This is a genomic window from Halomonas sp. KM-1, assembly GCF_000246875.1.
Taxonomy (GTDB): Bacteria; Pseudomonadota; Gammaproteobacteria; order Pseudomonadales; family Halomonadaceae; genus Halomonas; species Halomonas aerodenitrificans.
On record NZ_BAEU01000157.1, the window covers coordinates 23367 to 38222 of the forward strand.

14 protein-coding genes and 1 pseudogene are annotated in these 14856 nt (G+C 64.0%); 6 read left to right on the forward strand and 9 right to left on the reverse strand.

Annotated features, from left to right (window positions below; all coding sequences use genetic code 11):
- Window positions 1-69 precede the first annotated feature (69 nt).
- Window positions 70-1443 carry a chromate efflux transporter gene (chrA, locus tag B8115_RS20630; RefSeq protein ID WP_010629755.1) on the reverse strand — a complete coding sequence of 458 codons (1374 nt, stop codon included), beginning with the start codon at window positions 1441-1443 and terminating at the stop codon, window positions 70-72.
- A gap of 82 nt (window positions 1444-1525) precedes the next feature.
- Between chrA and B8115_RS20635 the strand changes: the two genes are divergently transcribed.
- Window positions 1526-2488 (forward strand): chromate resistance protein ChrB domain-containing protein, encoded by a 963-nt coding sequence (locus tag B8115_RS20635; RefSeq protein ID WP_026038277.1) that lies wholly within the window; start codon window positions 1526-1528, stop codon window positions 2486-2488.
- Here the strand turns inward: B8115_RS20635 and B8115_RS20640 are convergent, their stop codons facing one another.
- Window positions 2489-3412, reverse strand: a complete 924-nt coding sequence (locus B8115_RS20640; RefSeq protein WP_083861905.1) for a TauD/TfdA family dioxygenase — start codon at window positions 3410-3412, stop codon at window positions 2489-2491.
- Window positions 3413-3639: 227 nt separating this feature from the next.
- Between B8115_RS20640 and B8115_RS20645 the strand changes: the two genes are divergently transcribed.
- The 4 genes from B8115_RS20645 to B8115_RS20660 all read left to right on the forward strand — a co-directional run bounded on the left by B8115_RS20645 (window position 3640) and on the right by B8115_RS20660 (window position 7288).
- Window positions 3640-4650, forward strand: coding sequence for an ABC transporter substrate-binding protein (locus B8115_RS20645; RefSeq protein WP_010629759.1), 1011 nt, complete (start codon window positions 3640-3642; stop codon window positions 4648-4650).
- Complete coding sequence (locus B8115_RS20650; RefSeq protein ID WP_010629760.1) at window positions 4650-5483, forward strand: ABC transporter ATP-binding protein; 834 nt, start codon at window positions 4650-4652, stop codon at window positions 5481-5483. Before B8115_RS20645 ends, B8115_RS20650 begins: the two co-directional genes overlap by 1 nt.
- Window positions 5480-6361, forward strand: a complete 882-nt coding sequence (locus B8115_RS20655; protein WP_010629761.1) for an ABC transporter permease — start codon at window positions 5480-5482, stop codon at window positions 6359-6361. The genes B8115_RS20650 and B8115_RS20655 overlap by 4 nt, the downstream gene beginning before the upstream one ends.
- Window positions 6362-6439: 78 nt before the next feature.
- Entirely contained in the window at window positions 6440-7288 is an 849-nt protein-coding gene (locus B8115_RS20660; protein WP_010629762.1) for a hypothetical protein, read from the forward strand.
- A gap of 161 nt (window positions 7289-7449) precedes the next feature.
- Here B8115_RS20660 and B8115_RS20665 read toward each other — a convergent pair whose 3' ends face one another.
- From B8115_RS20665 to B8115_RS20685, 5 genes are all read right to left on the reverse strand, one after another.
- Window positions 7450-8529, reverse strand: coding sequence for a sulfate/molybdate ABC transporter ATP-binding protein (locus B8115_RS20665; RefSeq protein ID WP_010629763.1), 1080 nt, complete (start codon window positions 8527-8529; stop codon window positions 7450-7452).
- A gap of 26 nt (window positions 8530-8555) precedes the next feature.
- Window positions 8556-9443, reverse strand: coding sequence for a sulfate ABC transporter permease subunit CysW (gene cysW, locus B8115_RS20670; protein WP_010629764.1), 888 nt, complete (start codon window positions 9441-9443; stop codon window positions 8556-8558).
- A 12-nt stretch (window positions 9444-9455) separates the two neighbouring features.
- A complete protein-coding gene (cysT, locus tag B8115_RS20675; RefSeq protein ID WP_010629765.1) occupies window positions 9456-10289 on the reverse strand; it encodes a sulfate ABC transporter permease subunit CysT in 834 nt (277 codons plus the stop codon).
- Window positions 10290-10356: 67 nt separating this feature from the next.
- On the reverse strand, window positions 10357-11412 hold the full coding sequence (locus B8115_RS20680) for a sulfate ABC transporter substrate-binding protein (protein ID WP_010629766.1): 1056 nt from the start codon (window positions 11410-11412) through the stop codon (window positions 10357-10359).
- A 101-nt stretch (window positions 11413-11513) separates the two neighbouring features.
- Entirely contained in the window at window positions 11514-12446 is a 933-nt protein-coding gene (locus tag B8115_RS20685; RefSeq protein WP_010629767.1) for a CysB family HTH-type transcriptional regulator, read from the reverse strand.
- 183 nt (window positions 12447-12629) lie between these two features.
- Here B8115_RS20685 and B8115_RS20690 point away from each other — a divergent pair, with 183 nt between their 5' ends.
- Window positions 12630-13907 carry an MgtC/SapB family protein gene (locus B8115_RS20690; RefSeq protein ID WP_010629768.1) on the forward strand — a complete coding sequence of 426 codons (1278 nt, stop codon included), beginning with the start codon at window positions 12630-12632 and terminating at the stop codon, window positions 13905-13907.
- Window positions 13908-13914: 7 nt separating this feature from the next.
- On the opposite strand, the gene B8115_RS20695 is transcribed toward B8115_RS20690, so the two are convergent.
- On the reverse strand, window positions 13915-14277 hold the full coding sequence (locus B8115_RS20695) for a DUF1428 domain-containing protein (protein ID WP_010629769.1): 363 nt from the start codon (window positions 14275-14277) through the stop codon (window positions 13915-13917).
- A gap of 78 nt (window positions 14278-14355) precedes the next feature.
- A pseudogene (locus tag B8115_RS23670) lies at window positions 14356-14856 on the reverse strand (RNA polymerase subunit sigma-24); the annotation flags it as partial.

Here is a 14856-nt window from a genome sequence, read left to right on the forward strand (position 1 = left end):
TCATGGGTTCAGCATGGCACCCATGGCGCCGGCCCGCCATGCCGTTACTCCTCCTGCTCCGGCTGGCATCTAGAAAACCAAAGAGAACAGCACACCCAACAGCGCACAGCCGCCCAGTACCTTGAGCATGCCGATCTTGAAGTGGAAGATGGCGGCCATGGCGCTGGCGGCCAGCAGCAGGGCCAGAGGATCCAGCGTGCCGAACTGCGGAATCAGCAGGCGCACCCCGAGCAGATGCCGCTCGACGACTTCGGCAAAGATCACGTGAAGACCGAACCAGATCGCCAGGTTGAGGATCACCCCCACCACCGCGGCGGTGATGGCCGAGAGCGCAGCACTGAGAGCGCGGTTGTCACGCAGCCGCTCCACGTAGGGGGCACCGAGGAAGATCCACAGGAAACAGGGCACGAAGGTCACCCAGGTAGTGAGTACCGCCGCCAGGGTCGCCGCAAGCATGGGGTCGAGCCCGACGGCCTCGCGATAGGCGCCCATGAAGCCGACGAACTGCACCACCTGGATCAGCGGGCCCGGCGTGGTCTCGGCCATGCCCAGGCCGTCGAGCATCTCCCCCGGGGCCAGCCAGCCGTAGTTCTGCACCGCCTCCTGGGTCACATAGCCCAGCACGGCATAGGCGCCACCGAAGGTGACCACCGCCATCTTGCTGAAGAAGGTGGCGATCTGACTGAACACGTTGTCGCCCCCCAGCGTGACCAGCAGCAGCGCCACCGGCGTCAACCACAGCAGCAGGAAGATTGCCGAGACGCGCAGCGACCAGCTGCGATTTGGGCGCGCATGGGCCGGCAGCCCCTCCCCGAGCAGAGAATCACGGTCGCTGAGCCCCGGTCCGCCGCCATCGCCGTGGCCACCACCCGCCTGGAAGGCGGTCATGCCGCGTTTGCCGCCCCAGAAACCGATCAAGGCCGCCCCCAGGATGATCAACGGGAAGGCGAGTTCGAGAAAGAAGATCGCCACGAAGGCCCCCGCCGCCAGGCCAACCATCACCCGGTTACGCAGAGCCCGCTTGCCGATGCGCACCACGGCGTGGAGCACAACCGCCAGTACGGCTGCCTTGAGGCCGAAAAAGAGGCCCTCCACCAGGCCCACGTTGCCCAGCGCGGCATAGAGGTAGCTCAGCGCCAGAATGGCGATGAAGCCGGGCAGCACGAACAGGCTGCCCGCCACCAGACCGCCCTTGGTGCGGTGCATCAGCCAACCGATGTAGATCGCCAGCTGCTGGGCCTCCGGCCCGGGCAGCATCATGCAGTAGTTGAGCGCATGCAAAAAACGCTTCTCACCTATCCACTTCTTCTCCTCGACGAGGATGCGATGCATCACCGCAATCTGGCCGGCCGGGCCGCCGAAGCTCAGCATGGCCACCCGTAGCCAGACCATCACGGCCTCGCGGAAGGGAACCTGATGGGGCGTTTCGTTGACAGGGGGCATGGATACGCTCACGAAGATGATGGCAGCATTGGGATGTAAAGCGTATAACACTCATGTTACGCGTACAACGATATGAGATGACATGACAGACGACAGACGCTGGCTGGTTTTGGTCATGAGCCTGAGCGGGAGAGCAGGCACGCCACGCATGCGAGTCTGGCGGGCGCTTCGCGCCTTGGGGGCCGCCGTGCTGCGCGATGGCGTTTACCTGCTGCCGGCCAGCGAAGACCGCTTCATCGCGCTGCGACAGCAGGCCGAGGCCATCGAGGAGATGGGCGGCAGAGCCCTGCTGCTGGCAGCAGATGAAGACGCCATGACGAGCACAGAGGGTCTGCCCGAACTGTTCGAGCGAGTCGAGGAATATGCTGAGCTGCAGGAGCCGCTGGCCGCGTGGCATCGGCAGCTCCCCCGCCTCAACGCACGCGAGGCGCAACGCCGCTTGCTGCAACTGCAGCGGCGCTTTCAGGCCATCGTCGAGATCGACTTCTTCCCGGGGGCGGCAAGGAAGCAGGCCGCCGCCGCGCTGGCCGACGCCGAAGCCGCCTTCAATCGCCGCTTCGTACCCGACGAGCCCCAAGCCACCCGAGCAGCGATACCCCGCCTCGACCGGCAAGCATATCGCGGGCGGCTGTGGGCCACGCGGCGACACCTGTGGGTGGATCGCGTGGCATCGGCCTGGCTGATCCAGCGCTTTATCGACCCCGAGGCGCGCTTCCTGTGGTTGGAAACCCCGGGGGAGTGCCCACCTGAGGCGCTGGGGTTCGATTTTGACGGGGCCGCCTTTACCCATGTCGATGACAAGGTCACCTTTGAGGTACTGCTGGTGAGCTTTGCGCTGGAAGGCGATACCGCCCTGGCCCGGCTCGGCGAACTGGTCCACTACCTAGATGTCGGCGGCGCCCCCGTGCCGGAAGCGGCCGGGCTTCAGCTGATGCTCAGCGGCGCCCGGGAACGCTGTTCGGATGACGATACCCTATTGGCCCATGTGGGGCCGCTGCTGGATGATCTCTATCAGGCCTACCGAAGTACTGACGGAAGCCTCTAGTCAGGATCCCGCCAGCGCCCATGGCAGCGACTCATGTCGCAACACGGGCTCAGGGCGATCACCCTTGACCGTCACTCGCTCTCCCCGTCGCACCTGGCCAGCGTAGTCGAAGACGGCACGGTGCTGGGTGCAGCGATTGTCCCAGAGAGTCACCGTGTTGGCAGTCCACTGCACGCGCACCTGGAACTCCGGTGTCTCCTGATGACGATAGAGAAACTCCAGCAGGGCCTGGCTCTCCGCATGCCCCAGCTCGACGATCTCACGGGTGAACCCCCGATTGACGAACAGGCTCTTTCTCCCGGTTTCTGGATGGCGGCGGACCACCGGGTGCAACGCCTCGGGGTAGGGAGTCTCGCTCTTGATGCCGAAGCGGCTGCGGTCCTGAGCGCGTTGATCGCCGTAGTGAAGTCGGTAGGTGGCCTCCCCGGAGTGCACGGCGGTCAGCTCCTCGAGGAAGTTCTGCATGGCGGGCGACAGCGCATCATAGGCGGCATAACCGCTGGAGAACAGGGTGTCGCCACCGAATTCTGGCACCTCGCGCAGGTAGAGGATGCTCCCCAACGGCGGCTCCGGATCGCAGGAGACATCCGAATGCCAATGCCCACCATTGACGGCTTTCTTGCCTGCGCGGATCGCCTTGGGATCGTTGGAGGAGTTGGCCCCCGCCTCGATAGGGAATATTTCCGGATAGCCTTCCGGCCCCTTGGCCATGGGGTGGACATGGAGTTCGCCGAAGCGCTTCCCGAGGGCGATATGCTGGTCGCGAGTCAGCATCTGGTCGCGCAGCACGAGAACCTGATGCTCCAAAAACAGGTCATGCAGTCGTTTAAACTCCCGTTCGTCCAGTCTAGCCAGATCCAGGCCACTGATCTCGGCACCGATATGGCCGCTTAATTTCCTCACCTTGGGCGCTTGTTCGGGCATGAGAGTTCTCCGTATTTCAGGGATTGAGCTGCCCTATACAAGCAGTGGCCATGGCAGTTTCCCAATGGCAATTCCCGCTTAATACATCACGATAAGCGGATTCGACAAGAGCTGAAAAACATTTCACTGGTTAAGTGATTTGCACAGCAGGACAACTCATTGGCGAACACTTTGCGGCGTCGGCAAGGTGACGGTTCCTTGACTCATCCTGGAACTGGGAGCTTTCCATGCCAATACAGCACTCTCGTGTCGCCGCAATCGCCCTGTTGGCTTTGGCCACTACCGCCGGCGGACAGCCCGTAGAAGCCAACGAACGCATTCGCATCGCCGAGCAGTTCGGCATTACCTATCTGCTGCTGCACGTCATCCGCGACCAGGAACTGATCGAGACGCTCGGGGCCGAACGGGGCCTCGACATCGAGGTGGAGTGGCGCCAGCTCTCCGGCGGCGCGGCGGTCAACGACGCGCTGCTCTCCGGCGCGATCGATATTGCCAGTGCCGGCGTGGGCCCGCTGCTCACGGTATGGGATCGCACCCGAGGAAGTGCCAACGTCAAGGGCGTGGCCTCGCTGGGCGAATTTCCCAACTTTCTGCTGACCAACGATTCCGCGGTGTCCTCGCTCGAGGACTTCGGCCCCGAACACCGCATCGCCGTACCCGCCGTCGGGGTGTCGGTGCAGTCGCGCTTCCTGCAGAAAGCGGTGGCCGATACCTTCGGCCTCGAGTCCTATGATCGGCTGGAAGCCAATACCGTCTCACTGCCGCACCCGGATGCCACGGCCGCCCTGCTCTCCAACGGCACCGAGATCAGCGCTCACTTCTCGGCCATCCCCTTCCAGTATCAGGCGCTGGAGCAAGAAGGCATCCACAAGGTGACCGACTCCTACGAGATCTTCGGCGGACCGATCTCTCCCACACTGCTTTATGCCACCGAGCGCTACCGCGAGCAGAACCCCGAGGTATATGCCGTCTTTCTGGAGGCCCTGGCCGAGGCCCGCGACTATATCGAGCAAGATCCGGCCGGCGCCGCAGAGACATACCGCCGCGTCACCGGCAGCCAACTGGACAATGACTTTCTAACGACCCTGATCACCGACGAGCAGGTGAGCTTCTCGCTGGTGCCGCGCAACACCTACCCCCTGGCGGAGTTTCTGCATCAGGTGGAGGCGATTGGCCACTTGCCGCAAAGCTGGCAAGAGTACTTCTTCGACGAGGCTCATGCCTGGGAGGGAAGCTGATGACGGCAGCTACGGCAACTTCACTGGCCAGGCGGCAAGCCAGCACCACACCGCACCCACAAACCGGCACACCGCGCCTGGCGGTGGATGGCGTCACCCTGGAGTACCGCACGCCCCGCCAGGTGGTGAAGGCCACCCAGCGGGTCAGCTTCGATGTGCAGGAAGGAGACCGCTACGTGTTGCTGGGTCCCTCGGGATGCGGCAAATCTACCCTGCTCAAGGCGGTGGCCGGTTTTCTCTCACCGGTAGAGGGAGAGATCCGGCTCGATGGCCAGCGGGTCGCCGGACCGGGGCCCGACCGAGTGGTGGTATTCCAGGAGTTCGACCAGTTGCCGCCCTGGAAGACGGTCAAGCAGAACGTGATGTTCCCCCTGCTGGCCTCGCGCACCCTCGGGCGCCGCGAAGCGGAACAAAGAGCCCTGGCGACGCTTGAAAAGGTGGGGCTCGCCGCCTTCGCCGATGCTTATCCCCACACTCTCTCCGGCGGCATGAAGCAGCGGGTCGCCATCGCCCGGGCGCTGGCCATGCAGCCGCGTATCCTGCTGATGGACGAGCCCTTCGCCGCGCTGGATGCGCTGACCCGACGCAAGATGCAGGAAGAGCTGCTGGCCCTCTGGGAAGAGGTCCGCTTCACCCTGCTGTTCGTCACCCACTCCATCGAGGAGGCGCAGATCATCGGCAACCGGGTGCTGCTGCTTTCACCTCACCCCGGACGCGTTCGCGCCGAACTGGGCTGCGAGACGGATAGCCTGTCGAGCCTCGGCAGCGCCGCCACCAAGGCGCGCACCCAGCAGATTCACCGGCTGTTGTTCGAGCACGAGAGGCCGTCATGAGCCTGCATACCCTGAGCCTCGGTCGCGACAACCGGCCCGACCGAATACACGACCTGCCCCCTGTCGAGCCCAGCGAGCTGGCAGTGGCTCGCCCCCACTGGCAACGCCTCTGGGATCTGAGCGCCGTGCGCAAAGGGATGATCCTGCTGGCACTCGTGCTCCTGTGGGAGTTGGCCGCCCGCTATCAGGCCAACCCTCTGCTACTTCCCGGTGCCAGCGATACCGCAACGGCTCTCTGGCAGGGGCTTGTCTCCGGCACCCTGATCCAGCGCAGTGCGGTGTCGCTCTCGGTGCTGCTCAAGGGCTACGCCCTGGGCGCCGTGCTGGCCCTTGCACTCACCACGCTGGCGGTCTCCACCCGACTGGGGCGCGACCTGCTCAGCAGTCTGACATCCATGTTCAGTCCACTGCCGGCCATCGCTTTGCTGCCCCTGGCGCTGCTGTGGTTCGGCCTTGGCGAGGCCAGCCTGGTTTTCGTGCTGGTGCACTCGGTGCTGTGGCCGATGGCCGTCAATATTCACCAAGGCTTCCAGGGGGTCTCCGAGACGCTGCGCATGGCCGGTCGCAACTATGGGCTGCGCGGCCTGCGCTACGTGGCGCATATCCTGATCCCCGCCGCGTTGCCGGCTCTACTGGCCGGGTTACGCATCGGCTGGGCCTTCGCCTGGCGCACCCTGATCGCCGCCGAGCTGGTGTTCGGCGCCTCCTCCGGGCAGGGCGGGCTTGGCTGGTACATCTTCCAGAACCGCAACGAACTCTATACCGACAACGTCTTCGCCGGTCTTGTAGTGGTGATCCTGATCGGCCTGCTGGTGGAGAACCTTATCTTCAATAGCCTGGAACGCATCACCGTCAAGCGCTGGGGCATGGTGCACTGAGCGCTACCTCGAAGCGGGCGCGCTCTTTTCTGACCGCGGCACGCCCACCCTGATCGTCATCTGACAAGGAGAGCCGACATGCCCCTCACCCAAGTGATCGATTACTTCAATGCCCATCTAGAGGCCTTCAACCCCCAAGCCAGCCTGCGTCGACATGCCCGCTTTCTCTATGAGAACGGCAGGGTGTCTGCCGAACTGGCGGGCAAGCGCGTACAGCCAGGCCAGCAGCCTATCTTCGAGCTTGCCGGTCTCTCGGCGGTGGCCCACGACAGCCATATCCAACTGCTTGACCACCATAGTGCCCAACAGACGACCGACCCGCTCTATTTCCTGAGCTGGGATAGGGAGGATGTGATCTTTCTGGACCGTTTCCTGCGCGTATTACATGCCTTGCACCACCTCTCGCGCCATGGGGTCGATGCCGCCCCGCTGATCGTCGACGTTCATTGGCGCCATCTCCAAGCCGTGGAAGCCTCCCATGGGACGGTCTTCGAGGCGCTGTTGGCTCGCCTGGGGTTATACCCACGCCAGGTCGTGCTGCGCCTGAGCGCACTACGGTTGTTGACGGACGCTCACGCGCATGATGCAAGCCGAAGCTTTCACGCACATGGCTACCACCTGCTGGCTCATGGAGTACCGCTGGATACCGAGCCCTCGGCCTGGCGCCAGCTATTGGACGCTGGTGTTGAGTGGGTCACGCCCGAACCCCATGCCATGAGCCTGGCCCGCCAGGGGCGCCAGCACTGGGCAAGGCTCACGCAGTGGAATCGCGAGGCGCGTACAGCGGGCTTGACGGTCTGGTGGCCGATGGTCGACAACCCAGGAGATCTCGGTATCGTCACGCCTCTGGAGCCAACTCTGGTCAGTGGCAACTTAATGGGCGAGATGCTAGATGGGGGGGCGAGCGCAGTCAGCCAACGCGCTTGACGCTGGGTTTCAAGGCCCGTCGACCCAATCGCGAATATCCGGCGGGCCGAACCACGGCTTGCCGCCGCACTGGCTCCCACCAGGCGCTCGCCACCAGCGCAAGCATCCCTGCCAAAGGGCATGGACAACGCTGCGACGGCGCCCTTGTTTATCCATTGCGCTTATCCATTGCTCACTTGCGAGTCGGGCAGGAATACCCGGCTGTGGATGGGGCGAATCCAGGCATCACCGCCCTGCTGGAGCCCCAGCGCCCGGTAGCGGTACTTGGGCAGTTCGGCGTGCACCAACGCCTCGCTGTTGTCGGTGCGCAGCTCCAGACGCACCGTGGGGCCGACCACCGAGACCAGCTCCACCTTGGCGTGCAGGGCATCTTGATGCTGGGCGTCGGCGAAGACCTCGATCTCGTGGGGGCGCACGTAGGCCTGACCCTGCTCGTTGCGGTAACCCTCGTACTCCGGCGCGGGCAGCGCCACGTCGCCGATGCGCGCCACGCCGTCATGCACGCGGGTATGGAAGAGGTTGACGTTGCCCAGGAACTGATAGACGAAGGGGTTGGCCGGGTGATCGTAGACTTCCTCGGGGGAGCCGTCCTGCTCCACGCGCCCCTTGTTCATCACCACTACCCGATCCGAGACCTCCAGCGCCTCTTCCTGGTCGTGAGTGACGAAGACGCTGGTGACATGGATCTCATCGTGCAGGCGACGCAGCCAGCGCCGCAGCTCGGCACGCACCTTGGCATCCAGGGCACCGAAGGGCTCATCGAGCAGCAGCACTTTGGGCTCCACCGCCAGGGCACGGGCCAGAGCGATGCGCTGACGCTGCCCGCCGGAAAGCTGATGGGGATAGCGGTGGGCGGTCCAGTCGAGCTGGACCAGTTCCAGCAGCTCCATGACCTTGCGCTTGATCTCGGCCTTGCCGGGTCGAACGCGGCGCGGGCGCACGGTGAGCCCGTAGGCGACGTTCTGGAACACGGTCATGTGCTTGAACAATGCATAGTGCTGGAAGACGAAGCCGACACCGCGCTGGCTGACGTGCAGATCGGTAGTGTCCTCGCCGTGGAAGCGAATGCGCCCGGTGTCGGGCTGCTCCAGGCCGGCAATGATGCGCAGCAGCGTGGTCTTGCCCGACCCCGAGGGCCCGAGCAGGGCGGTCAGCTCACCCTCGCGAAAGGTCAGGCTGACGTTGTCGACGGCGACGAAGTCGCGAAAGTGCTTGTTGACGTGATCGATCTCGATGCTCATGGCGGAGAGTTCCTGAAGCGTGCGTGTCAGAGGACGGCGAGGCGTTGACGACGTTCGTCATGCCACTCGACCAGGCTCTTGATGGCGATGGTGACCAGGGCAAGGCCGGTGAGCAGCGAGGAGACGGCGAAGGCCGCGGTGAACATGTACTCGTTGTAGAGCACCTCGATGTGCAGCGGCATGGTGTTGGTCTCGCCGCGGATACGGCCCGAGACTACCGCTACGGCGCCGAACTCCCCCATGGCGCGGGCGTTGCAGAGAATGATGCCGTAGATCAGCCCCCACTTGATGTTGGGTAGGGTGACATGCCAGAAGGTCTTCCAGCCGCTGGCCCCGAGCGTCAGCGAGGCCTCCTCTTCCTCCTTGCCCTGCTGCTGCATCAGCGGGATCAGCTCCCGAGCAATGAACGGCAGGGTGCCGAAGGCGATCACGATGACGATGCCGGGCACGGCGAAGATGATGCGCAGGTCGTGGCTCGACAGCCACGGGCCAAGCCAGCCCTGGGAGCCGAACAGGATCACGAAGATCAGCCCCACCACCACCGGCGAGATGGCGAAGGGCATGTCGATCAGTGAGATCAGCAGCGGCTTGCCGCGGAACTCGAACTTGGCGATGGCCCAGGCAGCGGCGATGCCGAACAGGGTATTGAGCGGCACCACGATCGCCACGATCAGCAGGGTCAGGCGAATCGCCGCCATGGCGTCGGGGTCGCGAATAGCGGCATACCACACACCGAGTCCCTGCTCGAAGGCGCCATACAGCACCACGGACAGGGGCAGCACCAGAAACAGAGCCAGGAAAGTGAGCGCCGTGCCGATCAGCGTGAGGCGCAGCCAGGCGGGCTCCTCGGTGGCCCGTTGCCAGCGCTTGGCGAGGGTGTCTTGGGTTTCCAGAACGGTGGTCGCAGTGGTCACGAGGGGCTCCTGTTATTGTCCGTACCGGCGGCTGGTCCACCACTGCAGGCCATTGATGACCAGCAGCATGAGAAAGGCGGCCAGCAGCATCACCGTGCCAATGGCAGCGGCGCCGTGGTAGTCGTACTGTTCGGCCTTGGCAACGATCAGCAGCGGGGTGATCTCGGTGCGAAACGGCAGGTTTCCCGAGATGAAGACCACCGAGCCGTACTCGCCCAGGGCGCGGGCGAAGGCCAGGGCGTAGCCGGTGAGCAGCGCCGGCATTAGCGCCGGCAGAATGACCCGGCGAACGGTGGTGAGGCGGTCGGCGCCCAGGCTGGCCGAGGCCTCTTCCCACTCGGCCTCGAGGTCCTCCAGTACCGGCTGCACGGTGCGCACCACGAAGGGCAGCCCGATGTAGGTCAGCGCCACGATCACCCCCAACTGGGTGTAGGCGACGCGAATGCCGAACAGCTCCAGGTACTGCCCGACCCAGCCGCTGCTAGCATAGAGGGTGACCAGGGCGATGCCGGCCACGGCCGTGGGCAGGGCGAAGGGGAGGTCCACCAGGGCATCCACCAGGCGCTTGCCCGGGAAGCGGTAGCGGACCAGCACCCAGGCGACCAGGGCGCCGAATACCAGGTTGATGGTGGCGGCGATCAGCGAGCCGCCGAAGGAGAGCTTGTAGGAGGCCACGACCTGGCGCTGGGTCACGGCGTTCCAGAAGGTCTCCCAGCTCATGGTGGCGGTGTAGAGCAGGAAGGCGCCCACCGGAATCAGGAAGACCAAACTTAGATAAAGTAGCGTGAAGCCCATGGTCAACCCGAAGCCCGGAATGACCCGGCGGCGGGGCAAGGCAATCGACATGATGAATCCTCAACGTCGTGAGGCGCCCGGCAAGGGCGCCTCTTCATGTGTCGGCGGTACCAAGCATTCAGCCGGCGTTGATCTCCTCGAGGATGCGATCGAAGATGCCGCCGTCGTTGAAGTGGGTCTCCTGGGCGTTCTTCCAGCCGTCGAAAACGTCGTCGATGGTGAACAGCTCCAGCTCTGGGAACTGCTCCTCGTACTCGGCGAGGATCTCCTCATTGCTGGGCCGGTAGTAGTGCTTGGCGGCCAGGTGCTGGGCCTCATCGGTGTAGAGGAACTCCAGGTAGGCTTCCGCCACCTCGCGGGTGCCCTTGCGATCGACGTTGGCGTCCACCACGGTGACCGGCGGCTCCGCCAGGATGCTCAGCGACGGCACCACGATCTCGTACTCACCCTGGCCAAGCTGCTCTACAGAGAGGAAGGCTTCGTTTTCCCAGGCAATGAATACATCGCCGATGCGCCGCTGCACGAAGGTGTTGGTGGCACCCCGAGCGGCGGGGTCAAGCACCGGCACGTTGGCGTAGATGTCGCGCACGAACTCGTAGGCCCGTTCCTCATCGCCGTCGTATTTCTCCAGGGCATAGCCCCAGGCGGCCAGGTAATTCCAACGCGCGCCGCCGGAGGTCTTGGGGTTAGGGGTGATCACCTCGACGTCATCCCGCACCAGGTCGTCCCAGTCCTGGATATTCTTGGGATTGCCGTCGCGCACCAGCAGAACGATGGTGGAGGTGTAGGGGGAGCTGTTGTTGGGCAGGCGGGACTGCCAATCCTCGGGGATCAAACCCGCGCGGTCGTGAATGGCATCGATATCGTAGGCCAGTGCCAAGGTCACCACATCGGCGTCCAGGCCATCGATCACTGCCCGCCCCTGGGAGCCGGAGCCACCATGGGACTGGCGCACGTTGACCTGCTGGCCCGCCTCCTCTCGCCAGTGTTCGGCGAAGGCCTGGTTGTACTCGCGATAGAACTCGCGGGTGGGATCGTAGGAGACGTTCAGCAGCTCGACCCGCTCCTGAGCGGTAACGCTGCCAGCGAGGCCAGTGAGCAGGGCGCCGCCCAGCAGCACGGCGGCGGTCAGCGGGAGAAGGCGGCGTTGGGGGCGGATGGCCTGTTGGGTCATGGCGTTACTCCTGAGGCATTGATGAGGTGATACGCTCAGGTTACCCTCGCGGCTTAAGCACATTAACGAATATAAAATGGATTGCTTATCACGAATAGTGCTTACGCAGCCTTGCCGGCCAACACCTGCTGCACGGTCGATTCGTCCAGGTCTTCCCGGCACAACTGAAGGAAGCGATAGGCATAAGCGCGCAGGAAATGACCGCGTCGCAACGCCAGGTAGGTGGTATTGCGTGGCAACAGGTTACTGGCATCGAGCAGGGTCAGGCCCCGGTCGCGCTCCTCGTGATAAGCCATCGAGGCGATCAGTCCGACACCGAGCCCGAGCTCCACGTAGGTCTTTATCACGTCGGCATCCAGTGCCGTCAGCACGATATCGGGCATCACTTCGGCCGCGGAGAAGGCCCGATCGATACGTGCCCGCCCGGTAAAACCCTCATGGTAAGTCACGATGGGGTGCTCGGCGATGCGCTCGAGGGTCAAGGACTCGCCATTGTCCAAGGGGTGCCCCTCGGGCACGATCACGCCGTGATACCAGTGGTAGAAGGGAAAGCAGGCAAACAGCTGTCCCTCCTCGTGGAGCGCTTCGGTAGCGATGCCGATATCGACCTTACCGGCCTTGAGCAGCGAGACGATCTCATCGGGTCCGCACTGGTGCAGCTCGAGATGGACCTTGGGGAAGATCTGCTTGAAGCGGGCAATGATCGGCGGTAGCGCATAACGGGCCTGGGTATGGGTGGTGGCGATGGCCAGGCTACCTTGATCTTCGTGCGTGAGCTGATGCGCCGAGCGCTTGAGATTCTCGGCATCCAGCAGGATGCGCTCGATGATCTCGACCAGTGTGGCTCCGCCTTGGGTCAGTCCCAGGATGCGCTTGCCGCGCCGCTCGAAAAGCTCGACGCCAAGCTCCTCTTCCAGGTCGCGGATATGCTTGCTGGCCCCCGACTGAGAGGTATAGAGCGCATTTGAGGCTTCCGTGAGATTGAAGCCTCGGCGCACCGTCTCGCGAATGATACGCAATTGCTGAAAATTCATGGTCTCGCTGCCGCATCAGATAATCATATTTGGGAATATAAATTCCTTTTTTTATTCTCTTAAGTAATTTTATGCGATATGGATATCAGCCAAGCAGGAGAGACTCCCCCTTCATGAGCGGGCGGTTGAAGCCAACGCGACGAGGTTCCACTCTTAGGGCGTGCCCACGAACAAGGAAGCGCCATGGACGACCTCGTCAGCGACTTTTTCTCCGATAACCTGATACTCATGGAGCTTGCCGTGGCGTTGCTGCTGGGGGCCCTGATCGGTATCGAACGAGGCTGGTCCGCCCGCGAACGGGAGTCCGGCGAACGCGTGGCCGGAGTGCGCACCCACGCACTGATCGGCCTGTTCGGTGGCGTGGCCGCGCTGCTCTCGGAGGTACTCACATACTGGGCCTTTCCATTGATCTTCCTGGCGGTCGCCGGCATTGCGCTGGCCGGCTATCGAGCCAGCATGGAGAAGAGCGGCGACTACAGCATCACCGGCCTGATCGGGCTGCTGCTGACCTTCTGCTTCGGCGCCCTGGCGGTTTCCGTGGATATCGCCCTGGCGACGGCCTGTGCCGTGGTCACGGCGCTGATCCTCGACAACAAGCGCGAGATTCACGGGTTGCTGCACAAACTCCATGCCAACGAGCTGGATGCCGCCTTGAAGCTTCTACTGATCAGCGTGGTGGTACTGCCGCTGCTGCCCAACGAGGACATGGGCCCCGGCGGCGTTCTCAATCCCTACGAGATCTGGTGGCTGGTGGTACTGATCGCCTCGATCTCGTTCATCGGTTACTTTGCCGTGCGACTCGGTGGCACCGAGAAGGGCATCCTGTTCACCGGCCTGTTCGCCGGGCTGAGCTCCTCCACCGCCCTGACCCTACAATATGCCCGGCAGGCGCGTCGTGAACCCCAGTTCTCCCCGATGCTCGCCGCCGGCATTCTGCTGGCCTGCGGCACCATGCTACCCCGCTTGCTGCTCTATGCCGCCCTCGTCGGCCCGGCCATGCTGCCTCAGATGCTGGCACCACTCGCGGCCATGGGGCTGGCCCTCTTCCTGCCTGCGCTGTGGCTGTGGCGCCGCCACCGCCACGATCTCAAGGCGGAACGTCCGATGAGCCAGAACCCGCTGGAGCTGCGCGCCGCACTGCTGCTAGGCGCCCTGCTGGCGGCGGTCATGGTGTTGGGTGAATGGTTGCGCGCCTGGCTTGGGGATGCCGGCCTGTACCTGCTGGCCGCCACCGCCGGCATCGCCGACGTGCATGCCATCGCCCTGTCGCTGGGTCGCATGGCGGCGAACACCATCACACCCGCCACCGCCGTGACGGGTATCGTGCTGGCAGCTTCGGTGAACAACCTGTTCAAGGTCGTGCTGACCTTCAGCGCGGGCAATGCCCGCCTGACGCGCTGCCTGGTCGGCCCGCTGCTGGCCTCGGCCACGCTCGGGCTCGCCGTGGCCTGGCTGGTCTGACGCTGCGTCAAGGCAGCCTCACCACCTCACGAAAGCCGCCCCAGATCATGCGCTTGCCATCGAAGGGGTGATTGGCCGGATCCATCATGTCCGCCATACGCGGGTCTTCCATCACCTTGGCATTGATGCGGTCGCGCTCCTCCCGCGAAGCATAGAGAATCCATGAGAAGATCACCGTCTCCCCCGGTTCGAGCTTGACGCTCTGGGGGAAGGAAGTGTGCACCCCCGGCTTGACGTCGTCGGCTACGCACTCCACATATTCCAGCGCGCCGTGATCGCGCCAGACCTCCCCGGCCTTTCGGGCCATCTCCAGATAGGCATCGAGATTGCCTTCTGGCACCGGTAATACGAATCCATCGACATAGCTCATGGTCTTGTCTCCCTGTTGTCGAGTCAGTTGTTGAGTAAGACATGGAGTGAGTCATTGAGCCGGCCCGGATGGCCAAGCTCATGGGGTCTTCGATTCAGCAGCGGCAAAATCGACAGTGATGTGCGCTGCCGTGACCTCTCGCAGGCGCCGCTCGAGAAAGCGCCGCTCGGCGCCCTGGGTCACCAATGCCAGGGCCTGGCGGTAATGCTCGGCCGCCTCGCCAGGGCGCCCCAGCCGACGCAGCAGGTCGGCGCGCGTGGCGGGCAGCAGGTGATAGCCGGGAAGATGGATCTTGTCGAGCTGCTCCAAGCCCGCTTGCAGCCCATCGGCCATGGCCACCGCCACGGCCCGGTTGAGCGCCACTACCGGCGTAGGCTGAATGGCGTAAAGCAGGCTGTAGAGCGCGGCGATGCGCCGCCAGTCGGTCTCTTCGGGAGTCGCCGCCTCGGCGTGCAACGCGGCGATGGCGGCCTGCACCGCATAGCCGCCGGGCAGGCCGCCACGCAGCGCGATACCCACATGGGCACTACCCTCTTCGATCTCATCGGCATGCCAGCGCGAGCGATCCTGCTCATCCAG

Excerpts from the sequence above, each read along its gene's own strand:
- B8115_RS20645 (WP_010629759.1), top strand. The coding sequence starts at position 3,640 with ATGCCAATACAGCACTCTCGTGTCGCCGCAATCGCCCTGTTGGCTTTG.
- B8115_RS20685 (WP_010629767.1), bottom strand. The coding sequence starts at position 12,446 with ATGAATTTTCAGCAATTGCGTATCATTCGCGAGACGGTGCGCCGAGGC.
- B8115_RS20635 (WP_026038277.1), top strand. The coding sequence starts at position 1,526 with ATGACAGACGACAGACGCTGGCTGGTTTTGGTCATGAGCCTGAGCGGG.
- B8115_RS20680 (WP_010629766.1), bottom strand. The coding sequence starts at position 11,412 with ATGACCCAACAGGCCATCCGCCCCCAACGCCGCCTTCTCCCGCTGACC.
- B8115_RS20655 (WP_010629761.1), top strand. The coding sequence starts at position 5,480 with ATGAGCCTGCATACCCTGAGCCTCGGTCGCGACAACCGGCCCGACCGA.
- B8115_RS20695 (WP_010629769.1), bottom strand. The coding sequence starts at position 14,277 with ATGAGCTATGTCGATGGATTCGTATTACCGGTGCCAGAAGGCAATCTC.
- B8115_RS20640 (WP_083861905.1), bottom strand. The coding sequence starts at position 3,412 with ATGCCCGAACAAGCGCCCAAGGTGAGGAAATTAAGCGGCCATATCGGT.
- B8115_RS20650 (WP_010629760.1), top strand. The coding sequence starts at position 4,650 with ATGACGGCAGCTACGGCAACTTCACTGGCCAGGCGGCAAGCCAGCACC.
- B8115_RS20690 (WP_010629768.1), top strand. The coding sequence starts at position 12,630 with ATGGACGACCTCGTCAGCGACTTTTTCTCCGATAACCTGATACTCATG.
- B8115_RS20660 (WP_010629762.1), top strand. The coding sequence starts at position 6,440 with ATGCCCCTCACCCAAGTGATCGATTACTTCAATGCCCATCTAGAGGCC.
- cysT (WP_010629765.1), bottom strand. The coding sequence starts at position 10,289 with ATGTCGATTGCCTTGCCCCGCCGCCGGGTCATTCCGGGCTTCGGGTTG.
- B8115_RS20665 (WP_010629763.1), bottom strand. The coding sequence starts at position 8,529 with ATGAGCATCGAGATCGATCACGTCAACAAGCACTTTCGCGACTTCGTC.
- chrA (WP_010629755.1), bottom strand. The coding sequence starts at position 1,443 with ATGCCCCCTGTCAACGAAACGCCCCATCAGGTTCCCTTCCGCGAGGCC.